This window comes from Ditibartonella apis, assembly GCF_001952075.1.
Taxonomy (GTDB): Bacteria; Pseudomonadota; Alphaproteobacteria; order Rhizobiales; family Rhizobiaceae; genus Bartonella; species Bartonella apis.
Genome location: NZ_LXYU01000001.1, coordinates 857,092 through 878,904, shown reverse-complemented (window position 1 = coordinate 878,904; position 21,813 = coordinate 857,092). Strand labels below are relative to the sequence as shown.

General features: G+C 46.2%; 19 protein-coding genes and 1 riboswitch. Of the genes, 10 read left to right on the top strand and 9 right to left on the bottom strand.

Going from position 1 to position 21,813, the window contains the following annotated elements; translation table 11 throughout:
* Positions 1-103 precede the first annotated feature (103 nt).
* Positions 104-361: a hypothetical protein gene (locus PEB0122_RS03985; RefSeq protein WP_143238786.1), complete on the bottom strand. Its 258-nt coding sequence runs from the start codon at positions 359-361 to the stop codon at positions 104-106.
* 301 nt (positions 362-662) lie between these two features.
* Here PEB0122_RS03985 and PEB0122_RS03980 point away from each other — a divergent pair, with 301 nt between their 5' ends.
* Positions 663-1,592 (top strand): LysR family transcriptional regulator, encoded by a 930-nt coding sequence (locus PEB0122_RS03980; RefSeq protein ID WP_075914994.1) that lies wholly within the window; start codon positions 663-665, stop codon positions 1,590-1,592.
* Between the two features lie 421 nt (positions 1,593-2,013).
* Here the strand turns inward: PEB0122_RS03980 and PEB0122_RS03975 are convergent, their stop codons facing one another.
* Positions 2,014-2,670 carry a tellurite resistance TerB family protein gene (locus PEB0122_RS03975; RefSeq protein WP_075915520.1) on the bottom strand — a complete coding sequence of 219 codons (657 nt, stop codon included), beginning with the start codon at positions 2,668-2,670 and terminating at the stop codon, positions 2,014-2,016.
* A gap of 530 nt (positions 2,671-3,200) precedes the next feature.
* Between PEB0122_RS03975 and PEB0122_RS03970 the strand changes: the two genes are divergently transcribed.
* Positions 3,201-3,839, top strand: a complete 639-nt coding sequence (locus tag PEB0122_RS03970) for a 2-dehydro-3-deoxy-phosphogluconate aldolase (RefSeq protein ID WP_075914996.1) — start codon at positions 3,201-3,203, stop codon at positions 3,837-3,839.
* A gap of 153 nt (positions 3,840-3,992) precedes the next feature.
* On the opposite strand, the gene PEB0122_RS03965 is transcribed toward PEB0122_RS03970, so the two are convergent.
* Positions 3,993-4,823, bottom strand: a complete 831-nt coding sequence (locus tag PEB0122_RS03965; RefSeq protein WP_075914997.1) for a ferredoxin--NADP reductase — start codon at positions 4,821-4,823, stop codon at positions 3,993-3,995.
* Between the two features lie 248 nt (positions 4,824-5,071).
* Between PEB0122_RS03965 and PEB0122_RS03960 the strand changes: the two genes are divergently transcribed.
* A complete protein-coding gene (locus PEB0122_RS03960) occupies positions 5,072-6,529 on the top strand; it encodes a phosphomannomutase (RefSeq protein ID WP_075915519.1) in 1,458 nt (485 codons plus the stop codon).
* Positions 6,526-6,813, top strand: a complete 288-nt coding sequence (locus tag PEB0122_RS03955; RefSeq protein WP_075869175.1) for a putative quinol monooxygenase — start codon at positions 6,526-6,528, stop codon at positions 6,811-6,813. The genes PEB0122_RS03960 and PEB0122_RS03955 overlap by 4 nt, the downstream gene beginning before the upstream one ends.
* A 419-nt stretch (positions 6,814-7,232) precedes the next feature.
* On the opposite strand, the gene PEB0122_RS03950 is transcribed toward PEB0122_RS03955, so the two are convergent.
* Positions 7,233-8,606 carry a nucleobase:cation symporter-2 family protein gene (locus PEB0122_RS03950; protein ID WP_075915518.1) on the bottom strand — a complete coding sequence of 458 codons (1,374 nt, stop codon included), beginning with the start codon at positions 8,604-8,606 and terminating at the stop codon, positions 7,233-7,235.
* Positions 8,607-8,921: 315 nt separating this feature from the next.
* On the opposite strand from PEB0122_RS03950, the gene cueR reads away from it, so the two are divergent.
* Together cueR and PEB0122_RS03940 are read left to right on the top strand one after the other, a co-directional pair.
* A complete protein-coding gene (cueR, locus tag PEB0122_RS03945) occupies positions 8,922-9,326 on the top strand; it encodes a Cu(I)-responsive transcriptional regulator (protein ID WP_075869869.1) in 405 nt (134 codons plus the stop codon).
* Positions 9,327-9,644: 318 nt separating this feature from the next.
* The gene (locus PEB0122_RS03940; RefSeq protein WP_075915000.1) at positions 9,645-10,805 is read left to right on the top strand and encodes an alpha-hydroxy acid oxidase; all 1,161 of its coding nucleotides are present in this window, start codon (positions 9,645-9,647) and stop codon (positions 10,803-10,805) included.
* Positions 10,806-11,506: 701 nt separating this feature from the next.
* Here the strand turns inward: PEB0122_RS03940 and PEB0122_RS03930 are convergent.
* Positions 11,507-11,956: an Lrp/AsnC family transcriptional regulator gene (locus tag PEB0122_RS03930; RefSeq protein WP_075869179.1), complete on the bottom strand. Its 450-nt coding sequence runs from the start codon at positions 11,954-11,956 to the stop codon at positions 11,507-11,509.
* 193 nt (positions 11,957-12,149) lie between these two features.
* On the opposite strand from PEB0122_RS03930, the gene alr reads away from it, so the two are divergent.
* Positions 12,150-13,295 (top strand): alanine racemase, encoded by a 1,146-nt coding sequence (alr, locus tag PEB0122_RS03925; RefSeq protein ID WP_075915516.1) that lies wholly within the window; start codon positions 12,150-12,152, stop codon positions 13,293-13,295.
* Positions 13,292-14,548 carry a D-amino acid dehydrogenase gene (locus PEB0122_RS03920; protein WP_075915515.1) on the top strand — a complete coding sequence of 419 codons (1,257 nt, stop codon included), beginning with the start codon at positions 13,292-13,294 and terminating at the stop codon, positions 14,546-14,548. The genes alr and PEB0122_RS03920 overlap by 4 nt, the downstream gene beginning before the upstream one ends.
* Before the next feature lie 487 nt (positions 14,549-15,035).
* On the opposite strand, the gene gcvP is transcribed toward PEB0122_RS03920, so the two are convergent.
* From gcvP to crcB, 4 genes are all read right to left on the bottom strand, one after another.
* The gene (gcvP, locus tag PEB0122_RS03915) at positions 15,036-17,831 is read right to left on the bottom strand and encodes an aminomethyl-transferring glycine dehydrogenase (RefSeq protein WP_075915736.1); all 2,796 of its coding nucleotides are present in this window, start codon (positions 17,829-17,831) and stop codon (positions 15,036-15,038) included.
* A gap of 4 nt (positions 17,832-17,835) precedes the next feature.
* Complete coding sequence (gcvH, locus tag PEB0122_RS03910; protein WP_075869183.1) at positions 17,836-18,204, bottom strand: glycine cleavage system protein GcvH; 369 nt, start codon at positions 18,202-18,204, stop codon at positions 17,836-17,838.
* A gap of 5 nt (positions 18,205-18,209) precedes the next feature.
* Positions 18,210-19,316, bottom strand: coding sequence for a glycine cleavage system aminomethyltransferase GcvT (gene gcvT, locus PEB0122_RS03905; protein WP_075915514.1), 1,107 nt, complete (start codon positions 19,314-19,316; stop codon positions 18,210-18,212).
* Positions 19,317-19,459: 143 nt separating this feature from the next.
* A riboswitch (glycine riboswitch) is annotated at positions 19,460-19,562 on the bottom strand.
* 194 nt (positions 19,563-19,756) lie between these two features.
* Entirely contained in the window at positions 19,757-20,140 is a 384-nt protein-coding gene (crcB, locus tag PEB0122_RS03900; protein WP_075915513.1) for a fluoride efflux transporter CrcB, read from the bottom strand.
* Between the two features lie 136 nt (positions 20,141-20,276).
* Here crcB and PEB0122_RS03895 point away from each other — a divergent pair, with 136 nt between their 5' ends.
* On the top strand, positions 20,277-20,783 hold the full coding sequence (locus PEB0122_RS03895) for a prolyl-tRNA synthetase associated domain-containing protein (protein WP_075915512.1): 507 nt from the start codon (positions 20,277-20,279) through the stop codon (positions 20,781-20,783).
* 69 nt (positions 20,784-20,852) lie between these two features.
* The gene (gene trxA, locus PEB0122_RS03890; protein WP_075915511.1) at positions 20,853-21,803 is read left to right on the top strand and encodes a thioredoxin; all 951 of its coding nucleotides are present in this window, start codon (positions 20,853-20,855) and stop codon (positions 21,801-21,803) included.
* The last annotated feature ends 10 nt before the right edge of the window (positions 21,804-21,813 follow it).

Below are 21,813 nucleotides of genomic sequence, written 5' to 3'. Positions count from 1 at the left end.
GTTCCCCAAATCTTGCTTCTCGTGGCATCAGTCACGATCAGCCCATGGACAAAGTGCAAGGTCTATATTCGTTTCAACCGGTTATTGGAGGTACCGGAAAAAACTAGATAAAACTTGCGGCGATGGAACAGCGCGCTAACGCATTGCTCCGCTTTGTCTGCCTTTTGATTGGAATAACGAAAACCGCATCCGCACGGAAGGCAATGAGGTGTGCCTCTTCAGTAATTCCGACTTTTGGACAGCCGAAAGACACCAGAAAGGCCCGCACCGTCGTTGCTTCAAGATGTCCCCATTCTTCCGGTTGGCCGTAAGAATGACTGGAGCGGTTAGGTCCAGGTACCGTACCGGTTTTTCTCACCATTCGAGGACCGGCGGACACCCACAGGCACGTGCGACTTTGGGCAAAGATGCATATAAGCGCAATGGACTCACCTTTCAATATTTTTTTTGGCCTTCAGACAATTTTATTTAGGCCCGTTGCAATATTGGACATTCTGTTGTTTGCAATAAAAATTGGTGGCGTTGACAGTCAAAAACAGGGCTTGTTTTTCTGAAAAACTGGTCGTTGTTAAACGACATGCGTTTCTGTTAATAAAAGACAAAGCCCACCTTTTTTAAAAAAACAGCTTGTGGGCACGTGGTTTCGGGAAGGGGTAAAACTCTTGGGACTATTGACGAGAATACGGGGCTTTATAGAAGTGGTCGAAGCCGGCGGTTTTTCTGCGGCCGCGCGCAAGACACACAAATCGAAAGCGCTCCTTTCAAAACATGTTCATGAACTTGAAGACGAATTGGGCGCTGTCCTTTTGAACCGGACAACCCGCCAATTATCTTTGACTGAAGCAGGCCAGGCTTATTATCCACGTGCTTTGGAGATTATCAAGGAACTCGACGATCTTAATGACACAATTACACACTCCAATAAAACCACTCACGGGCGAATAAAAATCGGTACATCACGCACTTTCGCGGATGCTCCGATCGGTCAATCACTCATCGATTTTCTGTCAGCTTATACGGATATCCACCTTGATATCAGTCTTGATGACCGGTTCGTCGACCTTGTGAATGAAGGTTTCGACCTTGCTATCCGCATTACCGACATGCAGGATTCTTCCCTTATCCAACGAAAACTTATGGATATCCGTTCGGTTGTCGTCGCCTCTCCCGAACTCTTGAAAAACATAAATGTTCCGGAAACACCGCGCGATTTGAAATCGCTTCCCTGCCTTGTCGACAGAAACAACCTGAATTCCGACCACTGGGTGTTCAAGGATAAAAAAGGCAGCACCTTCTCTGTTGCCGTTTCCGGACGCATGGCGGCAAACGGTCCGGTCATTACAAAGCGCGCTGCCATTGCCGGTATAGGCTTTGCCAAAATTCCGCGTTTTATAGCCGAAGAAGAATTGCGGAATGGCCTTATCAAAACTGTTCTTGATGATTTTATGCCGGACGGTGCAGGCCTTTATATTGTCTATCCACAAAAACGCTATTTACCGGCAAAGGTGCGCATGTTTATCGACTATCTGGTCGAATGGTTCAAGAATTATGAACAAAAGGGGAAAACAAAAAACGATGCTTCCAACTCGTAAAACACGTTCGCCCTTTCAATAAAACCCGCTCCTTCAGTAAAGAAAATGCCAACATGTAACCGGAAGTTTCAAGGAAAACCGGACGGCTCGAAACAAGACAAACTGCCCGATCGAGCATCCGGTTAAAAAACAGTCCCGATTTTTCAACCACACAAAACCTTTGAACAAATAATAGGCACTCGCAGCCTGTTAGTGAAAAATTTTGGTCCAGTTATTTATTTGTTCCGGTTATTTCCGGCCCTTCAAAAGGGGCGAGTAAGAGAGGGAGCCAAGTAAGGGGGGCCAGTAAAAAAGGACGAAGCCATTTCCATGCGTTCTGCTTCATGAGCAGAATGCAACATTTTTGACGACAATATTTTAGCCGTGCCTTTGCTTTAAAGTTTTTTGCTCACTACAACCGACAATGCGAAGGTCAAGAAAACTAGCGTAAAAAGCTTACAATTGCCTGTTCGATATGTTGTTCGAGATCCTTCGGCAGTCCGAGTTTATCTATAAGATTATCAAGATATTTGCGGTTATCAGGCTTTTCCGGATCAAGTGTCATACGGGAAGCGACATAAAGTTCGGTCTTTTGTTCGTCACTATTCACATTGCTGACGAGATTGTCGAGATCAACCGGCTTGTTCAACTCATCCATCAGAAAAGCGGCTGTTTTTTGGTCAATTCCCGAACTCGCAATTTTGTTTTTTATCAACTCCCGTTCTTTGTCATCGACATGACCATCGGCTTTGGCAGCCGTTATCATTGCCCGAACCAATGTCAGGGCAAAATCACCATTATGATCGGCACCGGTTTGACCGATTTCTGTCATATCAACTTTGGAATTGGCATTATCATCATGTTTTTCAAAATTTTTCAAAGCGTTGAAAGCAACGCTGGCAACGGCCGCCAAACCGCCACCTTTTATCAAGCCTTCAAGAATATTGCCTTTTTCGTTGCCGGCAAAAAGTCCGCCTATGAGATCAACGACCGAAAAGGGAGAAGATGGCGTCGAGGAAGTCGACTGGTTTGTAGCAGCTTTTGAAGCGGAATTATCGGGGGTCAGCAAATCTTTAAAAATCTGTTTGGTATCAATCATCGTCGTCTCCGTTTTGTGAAACTCCCGCTTCTTTGATGAAAAGAGATAGCGCCCGCTAGCACTATTACAAGCTTTTCCAAAAGCAAAAATGATGCGAAAATACCAAAGAATATCCCCCTTGAACGGCGCGATAAAACGGCAATATTTTTCCGTTATGCCATGACCGGCTTTCTGAACATCATTTCAAAAAATCGGATAAGCCCCGCCATTTCATTTTTCAAAACGACCTCGTTGCCTGTCTTGTTAAACGCGTCGGTTTTCGAGCCCCGGCTCGAACTATTGAACTTTTCCCGCCTCGTCTTTTTCGCGATAGTTTTTTAAAGCAGCCTCTTAAACTTTAAAAAACCGGATATTGTTTTTTGAATTTTTAATGATGGATCGTTTCAATCTTCTCTTTTCATTGTGGTTACGATACCTTTTTGAGAACATTCCCGCTTTTTGACAAAGCCGATAGGAAACTTGCCTGAACACTCTTTTCTAAAGCTTGCCTTACGCTTATAAGAATTAAAAAAGCTTTTTGGAGAACAACAATGTCTCAGAAGACCGAACGTCTTTTACCTATTTTGCTTGGACAAAGTGTCATTCCGGTTCTTGTCATTGAACGATTGGGAGATGCGGTGCCGGTAGCACGTGCACTCGTCGAAGGGGGACTAAAAGCTATCGAGATCACACTGCGCACCCCTGCAGCCCTTGATGCCATTCATGCAGTTTCTGAAGATGTGCCTGATGCCATTGTCGGCGCAGGCACAATTTTAAACGGCGATCAATATGCATCGGCTGAAAGTTCGGGAGCAAAATTTATTGTCAGCCCCGGACTGACGGGCGAACTCATCGACGCTGCCGAGGATAGCGATATTCCGCTTCTTCCCGGAGCAGTCACACCAAGCGAATTGATGGGAGCACTTGAAGAAGGCTATCAATGTTTAAAATTTTTCCCTGCAACGGCAGCGGGCGGCATTGATTTTGTCAAATCGCTGGCTTCACCTTTTGCCGAGGTAAAATTTTGCCCGACGGGAGGTATTTCGCAAAATAATGCAGCCGATTGGCTGAAATTGCCCAATGTCGTTTGTATTGGCGGCTCGTGGGTGGCACCGAAAAAATTAATTGATGCTGGCGATTTTAAAGCCATTACCGAACTTGCGAGAAACGCAACAAAGTTGACTGCCTGAAAAGCCGTTGGGAAAACAACAGGCCAAGCCCATTAAAATATAAGGGCTTGGCAAAACTAACCGGACTTGCGGATAAACAGGCAGCCTTCGAGCCTTTAAAACTTTAAAGCCTTCGAGCCTTGGAGCCTATCCAAAAACAGCTTTACTCTTTTATCAATCGACAAAAGCGCGTTCAACCACGTAAGTAGCGGGGGCGTTATTCGCACCTTCGACAAGGCCGAATTCTCTACACATAGCAGCACAATCTTTCAGCATTGCCATAGAGCCGCAAATCATCGCGCGATCGGTTTCCGGATCAAGCTTTTTCAAACCGGTACGCTTGAAAAACTCGCCACTGCGCATTGTGTCGGTAATTCTCCCCATATGCTCGGATTGCTCGCGTGTGGTCATGGGATAGAATTTCAACTGGCTGGAAAATTCGCCAATAAGAGGATCATTTCTTAGGTCCGCAACAAGTTCACGCGCATAGTCGAGTTCGGCAACAAGCCGTGTTGTCTGGATAAGAATAACTTCTTCGAATTTTTCGTAAGTTTCCGGATCACGAATAAGACTTGCAAAAGGTGCAACACCTGTTCCAGTCGAAAAGAGATAAAGCCGTTTACCCGGCAAAAGCGCATCAAGCACCAGAGTGCCGGTCGCTTTTTTGCGCATGAGCACGGTGTCGCCCACTTTGATTTTTTGCAAATGCTCGGTCAACGGGCCATTCGGAACCTTGATCGAGAAAAACTCCAATTGCTCGCTCCAGAATGGGCTTGCAATGGAATAGGCACGAAAAACCGGCTTTTCGGCATTCGGTAAGCCGATCATCACAAACTCGCCCGAACGGAAACGGAAACTGTCGGGACGGTTCAATCGGAAACGGAAAAGCCTATCGGTATAATGTTTGACATCCTGTACAGTTAAAGCAAAAACATTTGCCGGTATCGGAAATGAAGACGGCGTGGCAGTCGCATTCGAGGCCGCATTGTCGACAGGCGTAGTCATCGGAATTCTTCCTTAATAAACTTTAGCAGATAAACTTGACAATTTTAGGCATGATATAATGCTAAATAAATTATCTGCCAACATCATAAAGCGAAGTTTCTTTATAATAACAAAATTGTTTTCGTCAAATGACAGTTGTAGATAGTCTGTTGTTTATGCAAAATAATTGCTTCAAAGCCGATGGACAAAACGGCTATTGTAACCACATATAGAAAAGCGGAAATGGCCGTTTTGGAATAAACCACATTATGACAGAACAACTCAAATTCGGAACAAGTGGCTTGCGCGGTCTGGTAAGCGATTTAACCGATGATATTATCATGCGCTACACATGCGCATTCTTGCGACATTTGGAAAAAATCGGCAAGACGAGCAAGGATGCTAGCGTGATTGTCGGCTATGATCTGCGCTCGTCGAGTCCGCATATAAAAAACGTTGTCGTTAAAACAATCGAAGATCAGGGTTTTTCTGTTATCAATTCCGGTGAGGTGCCAACACCTGCCCTTGCGCTTTATTCACTCAATTCTCGCTATCCGGCAATTATGGTTACAGGAAGCCACATTCCCGATGACCGCAACGGGTTGAAATTCTATCGTCCTGATGGAGAAATAACCAAGCAGGACGAGCGGGGCATTGTCAATGAACTTGATAAATCCGGTAAAGGCGGGCATTCGGAAAAAGACACGCCCTATCACCTTGACGAAAACTATCAATCCCCTCCCGTTGTTCCGGATGTTCTTGAACTTTACCGGAAACGCTGTCTTTCCATTTTGCCGAAATCCGCACTTCAGGATATGAAAATCGGCGTCTATCAACACAGTTCCATTGTGCGCGATTTTCTCGTTGAAGTTTTATCAGCTCTTGGCGCAAAAACTGTTGCAATCGGGCGGGCCGACCATTTTGTTCCGGTCGATACCGAAGCATTACGCGATTTTGACCGCAAGCTTGCTCTTGATGCCGTTCGTCAATATGGGCTTGATGCGTTGGTGTCGACCGATGGCGACGCAGACCGGCCATTAATTGCCGGTTCCGACGGAATATTTTTAAAAGGCGATGTGGTTGGAATGCTCACCGCAAAATATCTTTTTGCCGATGCGGTGGTCACCCCTGTCACCTCTACGTCGGCGGTCGAGACAAGCCATTTTTTCGAGCATGTCTATCGCACCTCTGTCGGCTCACCTTATGTTATTGCCGGTATGAAACAGGCATTAAACGACGGTTATCATACAATTGTCGGTTTTGAAGCCAATGGCGGCGTTCTTTTAGGAAGCGATATTTCAAGCGAAACCTGCGAATTGAAGAAATTGGCAACACGCGATGCAATGCTTCCTATTCTGGCTTTACTAGGATTTGCACAATTGCGCGGCTCTTCCGTTCAGGCGCTTCAGGGTTCTCTTCCGCGGCGCTTCACAGCCAGCAACCGGCTGTCAAATATTGACACAGAAAAAGCAAAACAAGTTTTGCATGATCTTGAAGACGCTGCAACATGTGTGCATTTTTTCCATCCGCTCGGAACGATCAAACATTGGGATGTGATTGACGGTTTGCGTGTCATCATGGACAATGGTGATATTGTGCATTTCCGCCTTTCCGGTAATGCTCCGGAATTGCGGTGTTATAGCGAAGCGGCCTCGCAAGAACAGGCCGACAAGCTTCTCGAATGGGGGCTTGAAAACATTGCTCGAACCTTGGAGAAAGCATCATGATAAAGGTTATTGCGCATTTTTATATCAAGCCCGAATTGGTTGAAAAGACCGACGCTCTTTTCAAAGAACTCGTAGAAAAATCCCGTAAAGACAAAGGCTGCATTTCCTACGAACTGTTTGAAGTTGAAGGCGATACAGGACACATGGTTTTCATTGAAACATGGAAAGACAAAGGCGCCCTCGACGCACATAGCAAAACCGAACATTTTGTTCGCATTATCGATAAATTGACAAAGATGAGCTACAAGGAAGCGGTCGTTACTGCCATGACACAGAAGCTTTGACGTCCCTCAATTTCCATTTCTTTACAATTTCTGTTTCTTTACAGTAAAAGCGGTACCGGGTTTCATCCGATGCTGCTTTTTTAATATTATCCGCTCCCTTATGTGCTTCAAAAAGTACTGTTTTCATTTCAGGTTCCAGAACGGAAGCGACGCGTTGCTTTTAAAAAACTTGGTTATCTCCAACAACACGCGCGTCAAAACGATATTTTTGTTAGCTTCTTATTTTGCTGTTTATGAGTTTGTTCTGATTTAGGCGCTTACGCGATATTTAGCCAATGCCCGGTAACCGGATGTGGCCAATGCACGGTCAATTGAAAATTGTTTCAACCTTTCATTACGTGGCTCTACCCCGCATTCGGGCGGAAACTATTCTCTCTTCAAATCGGCTTTTAACATGACGGTTTATTGAAAGAAGAATTCTATTCATCACCCCGTTGCTGTTCGGGCAAAAGCAAATTGAGGATGATTGCCGTAATACCACCAGCGGCAAGCCCCGATTTCATAATATCGGCGATAAATGTCGGAAGGTGGCTCACAAAAGCCGGTACTTGCGGCACACCGACGCCAACGCTCAAAGCGATTGCAATGATAAGAAGTGCCCGACGGTCGAGCTTGATTGACGAAAGGATGTTAATTCCGGAAGCGGCAACCGAGCCGAACATGATCATGGCAGCACCGCCAAGAACCGGTTCCGGCATCGCCTGTATGAGAGCGGCAATTTTCGGAAAAAGACCAAGGACAACGAGAATCGCTGCAATCCACAAGCCAACATAGCGGCTTGCAACGCCGGTCAACTGGATAATCCCGTTATTTTGCGCAAAGACCGAACTTGGAAATGTATTGAAGAAACCGGCAAGAAGAGAATTGGCGCCATTAACAAGCACACCACCCTTTATTCTTTTCATCCATAATGGCCCCGAAACCGGCTCGCTTGAAATTTTGCTTGTTGCTGTAATGTCGCCAACCGCTTCAAGAGAGGTGACAAGATAGATCATGATGAGCGGAATAAAGAGCGACCATGAAAAAGATAGTCCGAAATGGAGCGGCCTTGGCAAGGCGAAAAGTGCGGAATGTTCAAAACCGGAAAAATCAAGCCTGCCCATAAAGCCTGCCATGGCATAGCCGACAGCAAGGGCAAGAATAATGGCACTGGAGCGCACCCATGTAATCGTCACACGGTTTAAAAAAATAATGAGTGCAAAGACCGTGCATGACAAAGCGAGATTTTGTAAGCTTGCAAAACTTCCCTTTTCGCCTAGTGACGCATAACCACCCCCCATACTGACAAGTCCCTCTTTAATCAGGGTAAGGCCGATCAATAGAACCACAATACCGGTGACAAGAGGGGTAATCATGCGGCTGATAAAGGGGAGAATGCGCGAAACCGACATTTCGATAAACGAACCGGCAATCACCACACCGAAGACCGCCGACATGACCTCGTTTGCCGGAATACCACTTGCAACCATGGCAGCGGAGCCGGCTGAAAGCGGCCCGACAAAATTGAAACTGGTTCCTTGCACGATCAGCAAACCGGCACCGAAGGGACCAATTTTTTTGCATTGCACAAAAGTTGCAATGCCCGAAATAATAAGCGACATGGATAAAACCATGGCCGTATCTTCCGGCGACACACCGGCAGCACTGCAAATGATAAAGCCCGGCGTAATGATTGGCACAATAATTGCCAATAAATGCTGGAGAGCAGCCAAAAATGCGACAGGCGCGTGAGGATGGTCATTCATTTCAAAAACGAGATCACCCGATTTTTTATGCGTTTTCCGGTTCTCCATCGGCTTTCTCCGTCAGCATAAATGATGCGTGAACATTGAAGGACATCTTCATGTTAGCGTTTTAGTTGAGGATTGATGAAGAAAGGTCAAGCCTAATTGGCGGGGAATAGCATTTATCCACCAGCAAGCAAGCTTTTTGACCGATAAGAGTATTCATTGATCCCTTGATGATACAATTTTAAAACAGGAAGATTGTCTGGTGTAGTTCTCGCAAGAAAACATCTTGTTGGCTTTAAAACAACAATTATATGCAATAACGGCATTAAATGAAAAACCGGAATGCTATTTGATCAAAATCCGGATTGGACGAGAAAAATGAATATTGGTGAAGCAGCAAAACAATCGGGTCTTAGCGCAAAAATGATCCGTCATTATGAAGAAACAGGGCTTATTTCACCAATTCATCGTAGCAGCAATGGTTATCGCGTTTATACCGATGACGATATTCAAACCTTGCGTTTCATCCGCCGCTCAAGACTGCTCGGCTTTTCTTCCGAAGATATCCGCGTTCTCCTCGGATTATGGAAAGATCGTAGCCGCGCTTCAAGCGAAGTTAAAAAACTCGCACTTTCCCATATCAAAGCTTTGCAGGAAAAAATGGATTCCCTACAGGTAATGATTAATACACTCGACCACCTTGTCCATCACTGCCATGGCGATGACAGGCCCGATTGCCCCATTCTGGAAGATCTTGCCGGATCAAGCCATCATTGCCATTGATTGAACGCATGTTAGCTTTTTTGAGTGGGACGCAATTTGCCCCGATTTTTATCAAAGTTTTCGCGTTTTTAGCGTCGTGCAGCAAGCGTTTGGAAGAGCATCCCCAAAAAGCCGGTTAAAATCAAAATATAAAAAGTTGTAAAACCGGAAACGTTTTTTGGTCTTTGGTTTTAAATAATTTTCACATCTTCAGACTTACGCAAAGTTAAAAGACATTTAAGGCTCTTTTGTCAAAAATTAGCGATTTGAAAGAAAAGACTTTTTATTGTGCGTGAAGAATATTACACATGACACACTAAAAATTGAACGAGATCTGACATGCGTAAAATACTCGAGATCAACGATCTTAAAAAACTTGCCAAACGACGCGTTCCAAAAATGTTTTTTGATTATGCCGATTCCGGAGCATGGACAGAAAGCACTTATCGCGCCAATGAAGAAGACTTTAAAAAAATAAAACTGCGCCAGCGCGTTCTGGTCGACATGACCAATCGCTCGCTTGAAAGCGAAATGATCGGCCAGAAGGTTGCCATGCCTGTTGCTTTGTCGCCAACCGGTTTGGCGGGAATGCAACATGCCAATGGTGAAATGCTGGCCGCTCAGGCTGCTGAAGAATTCGGCGTGCCGTTTACATTGTCGACAATGAGCATTTGCTCGATTGAAGATGTCGCCTCGGTAACCAAGAAACCGTTCTGGTTCCAGCTTTATGTGATGAAAGACCGCGACTTTATTGCCGATCTTATCAATCGTGCCAAGGCTGCCAAATGCGGTGCTTTGGTATTGACACTTGATCTGCAAATTATGGGGCAACGGCACAAGGATTTGCGCAACAATCTGTCTGCCCCGCCAAAATTTACATTAAGAAATCTCTGGCAGATGATGACATGCCCGAAATGGTGCATGGATATGCTGCAGACTGATAAACGGACTTTGCGTAATATTGCCGGTCATGCCAAAAACGTTACCGATCTTTCATCCTTGAGTTTATGGACAGCCTCGCAATTTGACCCGAAGCTTAACTGGAACGATGTCGAATGGATCAAGAAGATCTGGGGTGGTAAACTTATCCTGAAAGGCATTCTTGATGTCGAAGACGCCAAAATGGCTGTCAAAACCGGTGCCGATGCCATTCTGGTTTCAAACCATGGTGGCCGCCAGCTTGACGGCGCACCTTCAACCATTTCGGTTTTGCCTGAAATCGTCGATGCTGTCGGAGATAAAATAGAAATCCATCTTGATGGTGGTATCCGCTCCGGTCAGGATGTGTTGAAGGCCTTGGCGCTTGGTGCCAAAGGCACCTTTATTGGCCGTCCATTTCTTTACGGGCTTGGCGCCATGGGCAAACCGGGTGTCACAAAAGCCTTGGAAATTATCCGTAACGAGCTTGATGTTTCCATGGCACTTTGCGGCAAGAAGAAAATTGCCGATCTCACCCATGATGTCCTTTATGATTTCAGGCCTTCAAAGCCAAAACGCTGAACGAAGAGCTTAATTCGATATTGGATAAGCCGGGCATTTTGCCCGGCTTTTTTCAATGCTTTTACTTTTTTAACGGTGATTTTTTTAAAAAGCGATTTTTCTTGGAACTCTAAAAACGATGAAAAGCAAACAATGAAAATTATTTAAAATCCGGCACTGAAATGGCCGGTTTCCACGCAATACATAACCGAAACGAACCTTCAAACAGCAGCAAAGCTGCCTGTTATCCCGCTTTTTTCAATGAAAAAATCCACATTGAATTCTGGTATAAAGGCTTACTCTTTATTTTACCTAATTTTGCAATATTTCACCTGATTTTGCAATTGACCCGATTTTATCATTGATGAGCGTTAAAGAACGCCGATTTCTTGATCGCGTTAATAGCACACGGATTTGCCAAAATGTTCGAGATGTCACGGCACCTTTCAGCGCTTCTCTTATGACACCCTGTTTTAACAGTGGAAGCGGAATGAAATGCCAGCTTAAAATAGCTCTTCTTCGGCTTTTCATGAACCGGTTTTCAGTCCAAAGATTGATAAAGCTGATTTTGATGAACCAAAACGTATAGCAAAACAAAAGTCGGGTAGAGCAAACAAATGCTGCTTTCAGAAATGCCCGAACGGCTCACATAATGAAGAGCTCTGCCTGATGAAGAGCTCTGCCTGAAACTCGGGTGAGAAGAATAATTCACATAATTTTATTCATCGCTGCATCAAAATAGAGCGAATGGAAAAGGCCGAATGAATGCGCGCGACACCTGGCAGGCGTGACAATATTTCCTTGTGAATGGTTTCATAAGCGGCGGCATTTTCTGCTTCCGCACGCAACCAATAATCTGCATCCCCCGTCATCAAATAGCATTCCTTGATTTCCGGATGGCGACGCACAGCCGCCTCGAAACGGTTCAAATATTCTTCCGTTTGTTTTTCAAGTGTAATCTGGATAATGGCAATGAGGCGGTCTTCTCCTTCGACACTTCCCAATATGGCAGTAAAGCCGCGAATAACGCCGCTTTCTTCCAATAATTTTACACGCCTCAAACATGCCGAGGGCGAAAGCCCCACTTCGGCAGCAAGATTTGCATTGCTCATGCGCCCGTCACGGCGCAACAGGCGGATGATATTACGGTCTATCGCATCAAGATTTTGCATATTATTTCAATTTTTCGGATTTACGCTCAATATTCAACGATAAATATCTATAATATTTCAAAAATAGATACAACATTCGAATGCTCTTCACATATGATAGCGAAGATTAAATGGCAAAAAAGCCACGGGAACAATGCTAGGGGAACAAACGGACATCCGGATTTTTAACCGGATTTATCTGGGAAATAATGAAATGGGTGAAATTCAAAACGACAATAAAATTCCGACATTAGCCTATGGGGCAATTCTCACAATCAACCTTGATGCCATTGTCGAAAATTATAACACCATAAAAAAAATGGTTGCTCCGGCACAAAGTTCCGCCATTGTCAAAGCGGATGCTTATGGCCTTGGTGCAGAAAAAATAGCCCCTGTGCTTTATGAAGCAGGATGCCGGTTTTTCTTTGTGGCTGAACTTATCGAGGCATTCCGGCTCAAAGATCAATTGCCGACAGATGCTTCTATTGCTGTTTTGAATGGCATTTTACCGGGTGCGGAAAAAATAACGGCAGCGGCCGGTATAATTCCGGTTCTCAATTCCTGGGAGGCGATTCTTGACTGGCAAAAATTATGCGAGAGTGAAGCAAAGCGTTTTCCTGCGATCATTCAAATAGACACCGGCATGTGCCGCTTGGGGCTTGATCATAGCGAGCTTTACCGCCTTATCGCCGATCCATCGATTTTTAACGACGCCGATATAAAACTGGTGATTAGCCATTTGGCTAAAAGTGACGAGGAAAATAGCCCTGCAAATCCTGCCCAGCTTGAAGCGATGAAAACGGCACTTGCCAAACTTCCGGCTTCAAAAGTTGCATTTGCCGCTTCTGGCGGAATTTTCTTGAAGAGCGACTATCATTTCGACATGGTGCGTCCGGGCATTGCCCTTTACGGTGTAGACCCGCTCGGCAAAAGCCCGACAGTCATCAAACCCGTCGTCAGCCTCGATGCCCATGTCATCCAGACACGCCACGTTCCCCGCGGTTCGGCAATCGGCTATGGCGGAACATTTATAACCGAACGGCCAAGCACAATCACAACAATATCGGTGGGCTATGCCGATGGTTGGCTAAGGGCACTCGGCAATAAAGGTTCGGTCTATTTCAAAGGGCAGCGCGTGCCGATTGTTGGCCGTGTTTCGATGGATTCCATCACACTTGATACAACGCATCTTGGTGAAAATGCACCAAAAGCCGGCGATCTTGTCGAACTCATCGGCAAGCACCAATCGCTTGACGATGTTGCTCGCGATGCAGGCACAATTCCTTATGAAATTCTAACGTCGCTTAGTCATCGTTATCAGCGCATCTATGTGAAAAATCGCGAGGGAAACAAAAAATGAAAGTGCTTGTTCTGGGAAGTGGTGTCGTTGGTGTAACTTCAGCTTGGTATCTCAACAAAGCAGGCCACGAAGTTACGGTCATTGATCGTGAAGAAGGACCTGCATTGGAAACAAGCTTTGCCAATGCAGGTCAGGTTTCGTTCGGATATACAACCCCGTGGGCACAACCGGGGCTGACCCTCAAAGCATTGAAAATGATGCGGCAGGCCAATCCGCCGCTTATTATTCATCCCACTTTCAGCCTCGACCAGATGAAGTGGCTCTTTGCAATGTTTATCAATTGCAATGAAAACCGTTACAAGAAAAACAAATCCCTGATGGTCCGCGTATCCGACTATGCCGCAAAATGCCTTCAGGCCTTACGCGAAGAAACATCTATCCATTACGATGAACGCATGAAGGGCACGATTCAGCTTTTCCGCGATCCCCACCAGCTTGAAGCGGCCAATAAGGATGTCGAAGTTCTCAAAGCCGATGGAATTGCCTTTAAGATGCTTGATAGTGCCGGTTGCGTTGCCGCAGAACCCGGATTGGCGCCGTTAAAAGATAAAATCGTTGGTGGATTGCAAACCCCTGAAGATGAAACCGGCGATTGCCAGATGTTTACAACCAAGCTTGCAAAACTCGCGGCCGATAAAGGGGTTGAATTTTCCTATAATACAATAATCAATAAACTTGATGTTGAAGGCGGTAAAATTACCGGCGTTGAAACGTCACGTGGCTTGATGCGTGCGGATGCCTATCTCGTCTCCATGGGGTCTTTTACGCCTTTTCTTATTCACGATCTCGGACTTCATGCGCCAATCTATCCGGTGAAAGGCTATTCCATTACAGTACCGATCACCGACGAGGCGAAAGCACCGGTTTCAACTGTTATTGACGATATTTACAAAGTCGCTGTTACAAGATTGGGTAACCGTATCCGCGTCGGCGGCATGGCAGAAGTTTCAGGCTATGAAATAAAGCTCAGCGAACCACGCCTGAAAACCTTGCAAGAAGCTTTGGAAATGATGTTTTCCGGCTCCTATGATAGAGACTTCAAGCCTCAGCTCTGGTCAGGTTTACGGCCGGTGACACCTGATAGTGTTCCGATTATCGGTAAAACAAAATATGAAAACCTGTTTATCAATTCCGGACATGGTACTTTGGGTTGGACAATGTCAACCGGAAGTGGCCATTTGATTGCCGATATTATCAGCGGCAACAAGCCTGAAATTGACCCGACAGGACTGGACATCAGCCGGTATCAATAATTTTTCGATCAATTGAGCATTAGATGCGCTGCAACAGCTCTTCTTACCCCCGAAAAAGCCTGTTGCGGCCTTTCATGTGCACTCTATCCGGTTTGCCTCTTCTAGTCCGTGAATTGCATTTTGCGGATTATTCGTTACGTCTTTAGGGGGCTTTTCATTCGGTTTTCTGTTCCGGCGGTCATGCGCTTTTCTGTTCCAGACTGTCCGGTTGATTCTTTGGTCCGCTTGCTTACTCTTTTTCAGCGCTTGGCCTGTCCGTTATCTTTTAAAAGTTTACTCTTTGTCGCTTCCGAAACTTCCAGAAATTTTATGAAAAATAAACAGAGATAGACAGAGCGAAAAGCCCGCAGCTTTCATCTTTCCGTTTTGGTCATTTCACCAATAGTTCTACATCATTGCAGCAGCACCGAAGATGGCACCCAAAAACCAAAAAGAATAAAAATCCGAATAGAAAACCAAATAAAAAACCGGCCGAAGCCGGTTTTTTTTAACGATAGTTGGAAAGTGGAGGACAGGAACAAATGAGGTGCCTGTCACCGGCCACATTATCAATACGCGAAACCGGTGGCCAATATTTATCTGCGGGATCCTGAGCAGGATCAGGAAGTGCCGCAATTTTGCGCGAATAGGCATGTGACCAATTGTCATCAATGGTATCTGCCAGAACATGCGGCGCATTGACGAGCGGATTATCATCCTTCGGCCAGACACCCTCGCCTACTTTTTTGGCTTCTTCGGAAATAGCAAGAAGGGCATTGCACAACCTGTCAATTTCCGATTTCGGCTCGGATTCGGTCGGTTCGATCATCAATGTTCCGGGAACCGGAAACGACATAGTCGGAGCATGAAAGCCATAATCGATCAGACGTTTGGCTACATCGTCGACGGTGATGCCGTAATTATCCTTGAGAACACGCGTATCGACAATACATTCATGCGCAACACGCCCTCTCTTTCCTTTATAAAGGATCGGATAGGCCGCAGAAAGCTGTTCTGCAATGTAGTTTGCATTCAAAATTGCGTTTTCGGTCGCAAGTTTCAGCCCTTCCGCGCCCATCATACGGATATACATCCATGTGATGGTGAGGATTGAAGCGCTGCCGAAAGGTGCTGCCGAAACAGCATGGCTTGTCGAAAACAGCGCATGACCGGGAACGAATGGTTGAAGATGCTTTGAAACGCCGATCGGCCCGACACCCGGACCACCGCCGCCATGAGGAATAGCAAAAGTTTTATGCAAATTCATGTGGCAGACATCCGCGCCGACATCAGCCGGACGGGCAAGAGCAACCAGCGCATTGAGATTTGCGCCATCAAAATAGACTTGCCCGCCATTTTCATGAATAATCTTGCAAATCTCTTTGATACTTTCTTCGTATACCCCGTGGGTTGACGGATAGGTAATCATTAAAGCAGCAAGATTGTCTTTGTGTTCGACTGCTTTTTTGCGCAAGTCTTCAACATCAACGTCTCCGTCGCCAAGACAATCGACCACAACCACTTCCATACCGGCCATATGTGCCGAAGCCGGATTTGTACCATGGGCAGAAGCCGGAATAAGACAGATATTGCGATTATGTTCGCCATTTTTGTCATGATAGCGGCGAATAGCAAGAAGACCGGTATATTCACCTTGTGCGCCGGAATTGGGCTGGAATGAAATGGCACTGAAGCCGGTAATTTCACACAACCATTTTTCAAGTTCAGAAATTAGTTGCTGATAGCCGCGACTATCGGTCTTCGGGGCAAAGGGGTGAAGATTTGCAACCTTCGGCCAGCTCAAAGGCATCATCTCGGCAGCCGCATTCAGTTTCATGGTGCAGGAGCCAAGCGGAATCATAGCGCGGTCCAGTGCCAGATCCTTGTCGGCAAGGCGGCGCAAAAAGCGCATCATTTCGGTTTCCGATTGCACAGCATGGAAAAACGGCTGGCTTAAAAAAGAACCATCGCGTTTTTTGCCGAAAAGTTTTGACGGAGCTTTATCAATGAGTGTTGCACCGAAAAGCTTGGCAAGTGCTTTTGCGTCTTCTTCATCCGAAAGTTCATCAAAATTGATGGAAACGGTATCCTTGTCGATAACGCGTATGAGACGGCCATCACTTTCCGCTTTTTGTTGCAGTTCATGCGCTTTGCCGGAAACATTCACGGTAACACAATCGAAATAATGGTCGCCGGCAAGAGTAAAGCCCGCATCTTTGACACTGTCACCGAACCGGCTTGCAAGATCATGAACGCGATTGGCAATCGCCTGCAAACCTTCCGGACCATGCCAGACTGCAAAAGCTGTTGCCATATTGGCAAGGAGTGCCTGAGCGGTACAAATATTCGACGTTGCTTTGTCGCGGCGGATATGTTGTTCACGCGTTTGCAAAGCAAGACGATAGGCAACCCGCCCTTTGGTATCAATCGACTGTCCAACAATGCGCCCGGGAATCATGCGTGTCAGGGCTTCGCTGACTGCCAGATAACCGGCATGAGGACCACCAAATCCCATTGGCACGCCGAAACGCTGCATAGAGCCCACAACCATATCGGCTCCCCATAGGGCAGGCGCTTCCATGATTGTCAAAGCCAGAGGATCAGCCACAACGATAACCAATGCACCTTTGGCTTTGGCCTTTTTGATGATATCGCTATGATCGATAAAACGCCCCTTTGTGTCGGGCCATGGCAAAACGATTGCCGCTGTCTTATCGGTGATCTCGCTCTCTAACCCGATCTCGTAACCTTGTGTTTCAGCCCTTGTTTGAGCTACCGCCAAAGTTTGCGGGTGAAGTTCGCCAAACACAGAAATCGCGGTTTTTTTATTGCGTGAAAAGCGCACGGCAACGGCGTTCGCTTCGGCAAGTGATGTTGCCTCATCAAGAAGCGAGGCTGCCGCAATCGGCAAGCCTGTCAATTCGCAGACAAGAGTCTGGAAATTGAACAACATTTCAAGCCGCCCCTGACTGATTTCTGCCTGATAGGGAGTATAGGCGGTGTACCAAGCCGGATTTTCAAAAAGATTGCGTAAAATAACCGAGGGAACAAAAGTGCCATAATAGCCCTGTCCGATAAAGCTTTTATGGAGACGATTCTGTTCCATCATAGCGTGAAGTTCGTGAAGAGCAGCGCCCTCACTCACAGCTCTTGGCAATTGAAGCGGGTGGTGAAGACGGATTGCGCTAGGCACTGCCTGTTCGACCAGTTCTTCAAGAGAACCGAGTCCCAATTTATGCAGCATTGCCTTTGCCTCTTCGGGTCTCGGCCCGATATGGCGTGATGAAAATGGAAGTTCCTGCATTGTATTATCCAATCATTGCGACATAACCTGCCGCATCCATCAAGCTGTCGAGCTGGCTTGCGTCGGAGATTTTCATCTTCCACAACCAGCCTTCTTTTTCTGCCTTCTGGTTAACCAGTGCCGGATCATCGCTCAAAGCTTCGTTGACTTCGCTGATCGTACCATCAACCGGTGAAAAAACATCGGATGCAGCCTTGACCGATTCGACAACAGCAACAGAGTCGCCCTTTTTGACCGTGCTGCCGACTTCCGGCAATTCGACGAAAACCAGGTCGCCAAGCTGCTCCTGAGCATGGTTTGTGATACCGACCGTTGCAAGATCACCATCAAGACTGATCCATTCATGATCTTCGGTGAAATACAGTTTAACCATGTGTTTTATCCTTTAAAATAACGATGTTCGACAAAGGGAAGTGTGTGGACAACAAGCGGTATTTTCTTACCGCGAACTTCTGTTTCAAGCTCGGTTCCGGCTTTTGCTAGGTCGATTGCAACATAACCCATTGCAACCGGACCATTGAATGACGGGCCGAAACCGCCTGATGTAACATGACCGACGAGTTTGCCCGTCTTGTCAAAAATTTCTGCACCGGCGCGCACCGGTTGGCGTGTTTCAGGCATCAAACCGACGCGGCGGCGTGTTGCACCATTTTTCAATGCTTCGAGAAAAGCCTTGGCACCGAAAAAATCGCCCTTCTCACGTACCGTTTTGGTAACCGCCCAGGTAATTGCCGCTTCAACCGGATTGGTTTTTGCGGTGATGTCGTTGCCATGAAGGCACAAGCCCGCTTCAAGTCGCAGACTGTCGCGTGCGGCAAGGCCGATCCATGTTACGCGCGGGTCGCTCAACAATTTTTCGGCTAGTGCTTCAGCTTCACCGACGGGCAGACCGATTTCAAATCCATCCTCGCCGGTATAGCCCGAACGTGTCATAAACCAGTTTTTCTTCGGCTCGAAACCATGCATGAAATGAAGTTCATTTCCCGGTAAGCTTGCTTTTTTGATAACATCGGCAGCCTCCGGCCCCTGAAGTGCCAGAAACACGCGTTCGAGCGGTACGATTGTGCAGTCAAACCCATGCGCGCGTTTTTGAAGTTCGGCAATATCGGCATGCGCATTGCCGGCATTGGCAACAACCATAAAACGTTTCTCGCCAAGACGGGTAACAATGAGATCGTCAAGGATGCCCGCCTCTTCATTCAAAAGGTAGTTATAACGTGACTGGCCGATTTGCAGTGCTTCGGCGTCAAGTGGCAGGGCTTTTGACAAAAAGTCGGCTGCACCATTTCCTTCAACCAGTATCAGTTTCATATGAGAAATATCGAACAAACCCGCATGGGCACGCGTATGCAAATGCTCTTTCATAACACCGAGCGGGTAAGTGAGCGGCATGTTCCATCCGGCAAAATTGCCGAATTTGGCTCCGGCTTTTTCATGCATATGAAAAAGCGGCAAAGTTTTAAGGTCTTCTTGAGAGTTGCCCATAAATTGCTCCGAGGTTGCGCCAATAGATACACAATGCATCTATTTCACACCCCTCTGTCTTGAGCCTGAGAGACTTGTGGAAAGCTCTCCCCCTCCACTTACACCTTCGGCGCGGGACAAACCCGACTTTCCAGAGCTGTCTTGATCTTTTTACGGTTCCTTGTGCCTGAGAGATTACGGGCTGTTTTCCCCTTCGGCGGCCAAAACACGGTTGACTGTATTTTTACACTCTCCCGCAAAAAGATGAGAAAGGGTTAAATTTACCCCTCCCTGACATAAAACCGGTTCTAGCCGATCTTCAAAGTGAAGTCATCCTCAAAAAATCATTTCCCCCGACTATATCGGGGCATTTAGCCCCCCATGCTCCTAACAATTCCCCATATGGTCATGACAATTTATTGTGATAATAAAGCTAAAACAATTTTGTTTTCTATAAACTCTTAATGATTGATCTTGCTGCCGAGGTAAAATCCCAAAGCTGTCGCGAAAAGACAAAAGACAACCGAAACAATAATATTGAAAAAGGCCTCACCGACTGCGCCTTTTTTCAAAAGCTCGAAGCTTTGCAAGCTGAAGGAAGAAAAGGTTGTAAAGCCGCCACAAATCCCCACCATGACAAAGAGCCGGATATTCTCGCTCACTGGCCATTTTGCCTCTGCAAGAGTGATAACGCCAAAAAAAGCGATTACAAAAGACCCGACAATATTGATAAGAATTGTTCCCCATGGCAGATGTTTACTGACCGGAACCATGAGGAGCGATAACCAGTAACGTAAAACCGTGCCCAGTGCACCGCCAAAAGCCACCCATAATGTTGCAGTCATCGGATAATCTCCTTAAAGGAAGAAAAAATATTTCAACTCCAGCATCAAATAAAATGCCGAATTGGAAATTAAATGCAGTAAATTAGCATGACGATTTAAAACAGAATGCCAAAAAAAACAAAATAAAGGACTAAAAATGCCAGCGGGAAAACAGGAATTATTGGATTTTCTAAAAACACTTGGCATTCATGTCAAAACAACAACCCATCCGGCTGTTTTTACAGTCAAAGACGGCGAGGATATTAAAAAAAGCATCGCCGGCGCCCATACCAAGAATCTGTTTCTGAAAGACAAGAAGGGACATTATTTTCTAGTAACATTGGGTGCCCATTCGGTTGTCGACCTTAAACATCTTCATGATAAAATCGGTGCATCGGGGCGCCTTTCCTTTGGCAGCCCTGAAAAACTTTCCGAATATCTCGGCCTTTATCCGGGTGCGGTCAGCGCTTTCGGCCTCATAAATGACAAGGAAAATCATGTGACCTTTATTCTTGATAAGGCCCTTTACAATCACCCTGTTATCAATTGCCACCCGATGACCAACGAAGCTACAACGTCGATTGCGCGCGAAGATCTTGTAAAATTTGTCCGCGCCACAAATCATGAACCGCTTATTATTCAGGTTTCAGAGGAAGAGGGTTGAAATTCGCACCCTCAGGCACGATTTTGAGGATAGGACGAACAGACATTTCGTAAGAAACAGGACTTGAGAATGAGTGACAATCCCTTTGCGCCACAAGGCGGGCGAATGAATGCAAATGTAAATCTGGCCAATCAAACAGGCGGAGCAGATAATTCTGTCATCAAGGATACAACAACGGCCGATTTTTCAAAGGATGTCCTTGTCGAATCAAAAAAGCAACCTGTTATCGTCGATTTTTGGGCAACATGGTGTAACCCGTGCAAGCAATTGGGGCCTGTTCTTGAAAAAGTTGTCCGGCAAGCAAAAGGTGCTGTCAAACTCGTCAAACTCGACATTGATAAACATCCGGCTATTCCCGGACAGATGGGAATACGTTCCGTACCTGCCGTCATTGCCTTTGTTGATGGGCACCCTGTTGACGGTTTCATGGGGGCGGTGCCGGAAAGCGAAGTCAAGAAATTTGTTGCAAAACTAACGGGCAACGAAAAAGAAGCAGCAATTGACGAAGCTTTGGAGACAGCCAATGAATTGCGCAAAAGTGGCGATGTGACGGGTGCTGCTACTTTTTATGCGCAGGTTTTAAAACAGGCGCCTGATAACGTCACAGTTATCGCCGCTTTTGCCGATATGCTTGTCGAGCATAACGAAATTGATCAGGCCAAAGGCATTCTCAAAGCTGTACCGGACGCTAAAAAGTCCGACCCGGCAATTCGCGCTGTCGAAGCGAAAATCGCCCTTAAAGAGGAAACCGCAAAATTGGGCGACCCGACAGCTTTGAAAAAACGCATTGCTGAAAATCCTAAAGATTATCAGGCTGCTTATGATCTTGCTCTTGTTTATAATGCCGAAAACAAGCGCGACGATGCAGCCGATCTGTTGCTTGGCATCATGAAAGCGGATAGGGCTTGGAATGATGACGGAGCAAGAAAACAATTATTGCAGTTTTTTGAAGCTTGGGGCGCCATGGATCCGGCGACATTGACCGCGCGCAGAAAACTGTCATCTTTGTTGTTTTCTTGATAAGGTGCTT

Excerpts from the sequence above, each read along its gene's own strand:
- PEB0122_RS03965 (WP_075914997.1), bottom strand. The coding sequence starts at position 4,823 with ATGACTACGCCTGTCGACAATGCGGCCTCGAATGCGACTGCCACGCCG.
- PEB0122_RS03930 (WP_075869179.1), bottom strand. The coding sequence starts at position 11,956 with ATGCAAAATCTTGATGCGATAGACCGTAATATCATCCGCCTGTTGCGC.
- alr (WP_075915516.1), top strand. The coding sequence starts at position 12,150 with ATGGGTGAAATTCAAAACGACAATAAAATTCCGACATTAGCCTATGGG.
- gcvH (WP_075869183.1), bottom strand. The coding sequence starts at position 18,204 with ATGGTTAAACTGTATTTCACCGAAGATCATGAATGGATCAGTCTTGAT.
- PEB0122_RS03960 (WP_075915519.1), top strand. The coding sequence starts at position 5,072 with ATGACAGAACAACTCAAATTCGGAACAAGTGGCTTGCGCGGTCTGGTA.
- crcB (WP_075915513.1), bottom strand. The coding sequence starts at position 20,140 with ATGACTGCAACATTATGGGTGGCTTTTGGCGGTGCACTGGGCACGGTT.
- trxA (WP_075915511.1), top strand. The coding sequence starts at position 20,853 with ATGAGTGACAATCCCTTTGCGCCACAAGGCGGGCGAATGAATGCAAAT.
- PEB0122_RS03955 (WP_075869175.1), top strand. The coding sequence starts at position 6,526 with ATGATAAAGGTTATTGCGCATTTTTATATCAAGCCCGAATTGGTTGAA.
- PEB0122_RS03950 (WP_075915518.1), bottom strand. The coding sequence starts at position 8,606 with ATGGAGAACCGGAAAACGCATAAAAAATCGGGTGATCTCGTTTTTGAA.
- PEB0122_RS03920 (WP_075915515.1), top strand. The coding sequence starts at position 13,292 with ATGAAAGTGCTTGTTCTGGGAAGTGGTGTCGTTGGTGTAACTTCAGCT.
- PEB0122_RS03970 (WP_075914996.1), top strand. The coding sequence starts at position 3,201 with ATGTCTCAGAAGACCGAACGTCTTTTACCTATTTTGCTTGGACAAAGT.
- cueR (WP_075869869.1), top strand. The coding sequence starts at position 8,922 with ATGAATATTGGTGAAGCAGCAAAACAATCGGGTCTTAGCGCAAAAATG.
- PEB0122_RS03895 (WP_075915512.1), top strand. The coding sequence starts at position 20,277 with ATGCCAGCGGGAAAACAGGAATTATTGGATTTTCTAAAAACACTTGGC.
- PEB0122_RS03985 (WP_143238786.1), bottom strand. The coding sequence starts at position 361 with ATGGTGAGAAAAACCGGTACGGTACCTGGACCTAACCGCTCCAGTCAT.
- PEB0122_RS03975 (WP_075915520.1), bottom strand. The coding sequence starts at position 2,670 with ATGATTGATACCAAACAGATTTTTAAAGATTTGCTGACCCCCGATAAT.
- gcvT (WP_075915514.1), bottom strand. The coding sequence starts at position 19,316 with ATGGGCAACTCTCAAGAAGACCTTAAAACTTTGCCGCTTTTTCATATG.
- PEB0122_RS03940 (WP_075915000.1), top strand. The coding sequence starts at position 9,645 with ATGCGTAAAATACTCGAGATCAACGATCTTAAAAAACTTGCCAAACGA.
- gcvP (WP_075915736.1), bottom strand. The coding sequence starts at position 17,831 with ATGCAGGAACTTCCATTTTCATCACGCCATATCGGGCCGAGACCCGAA.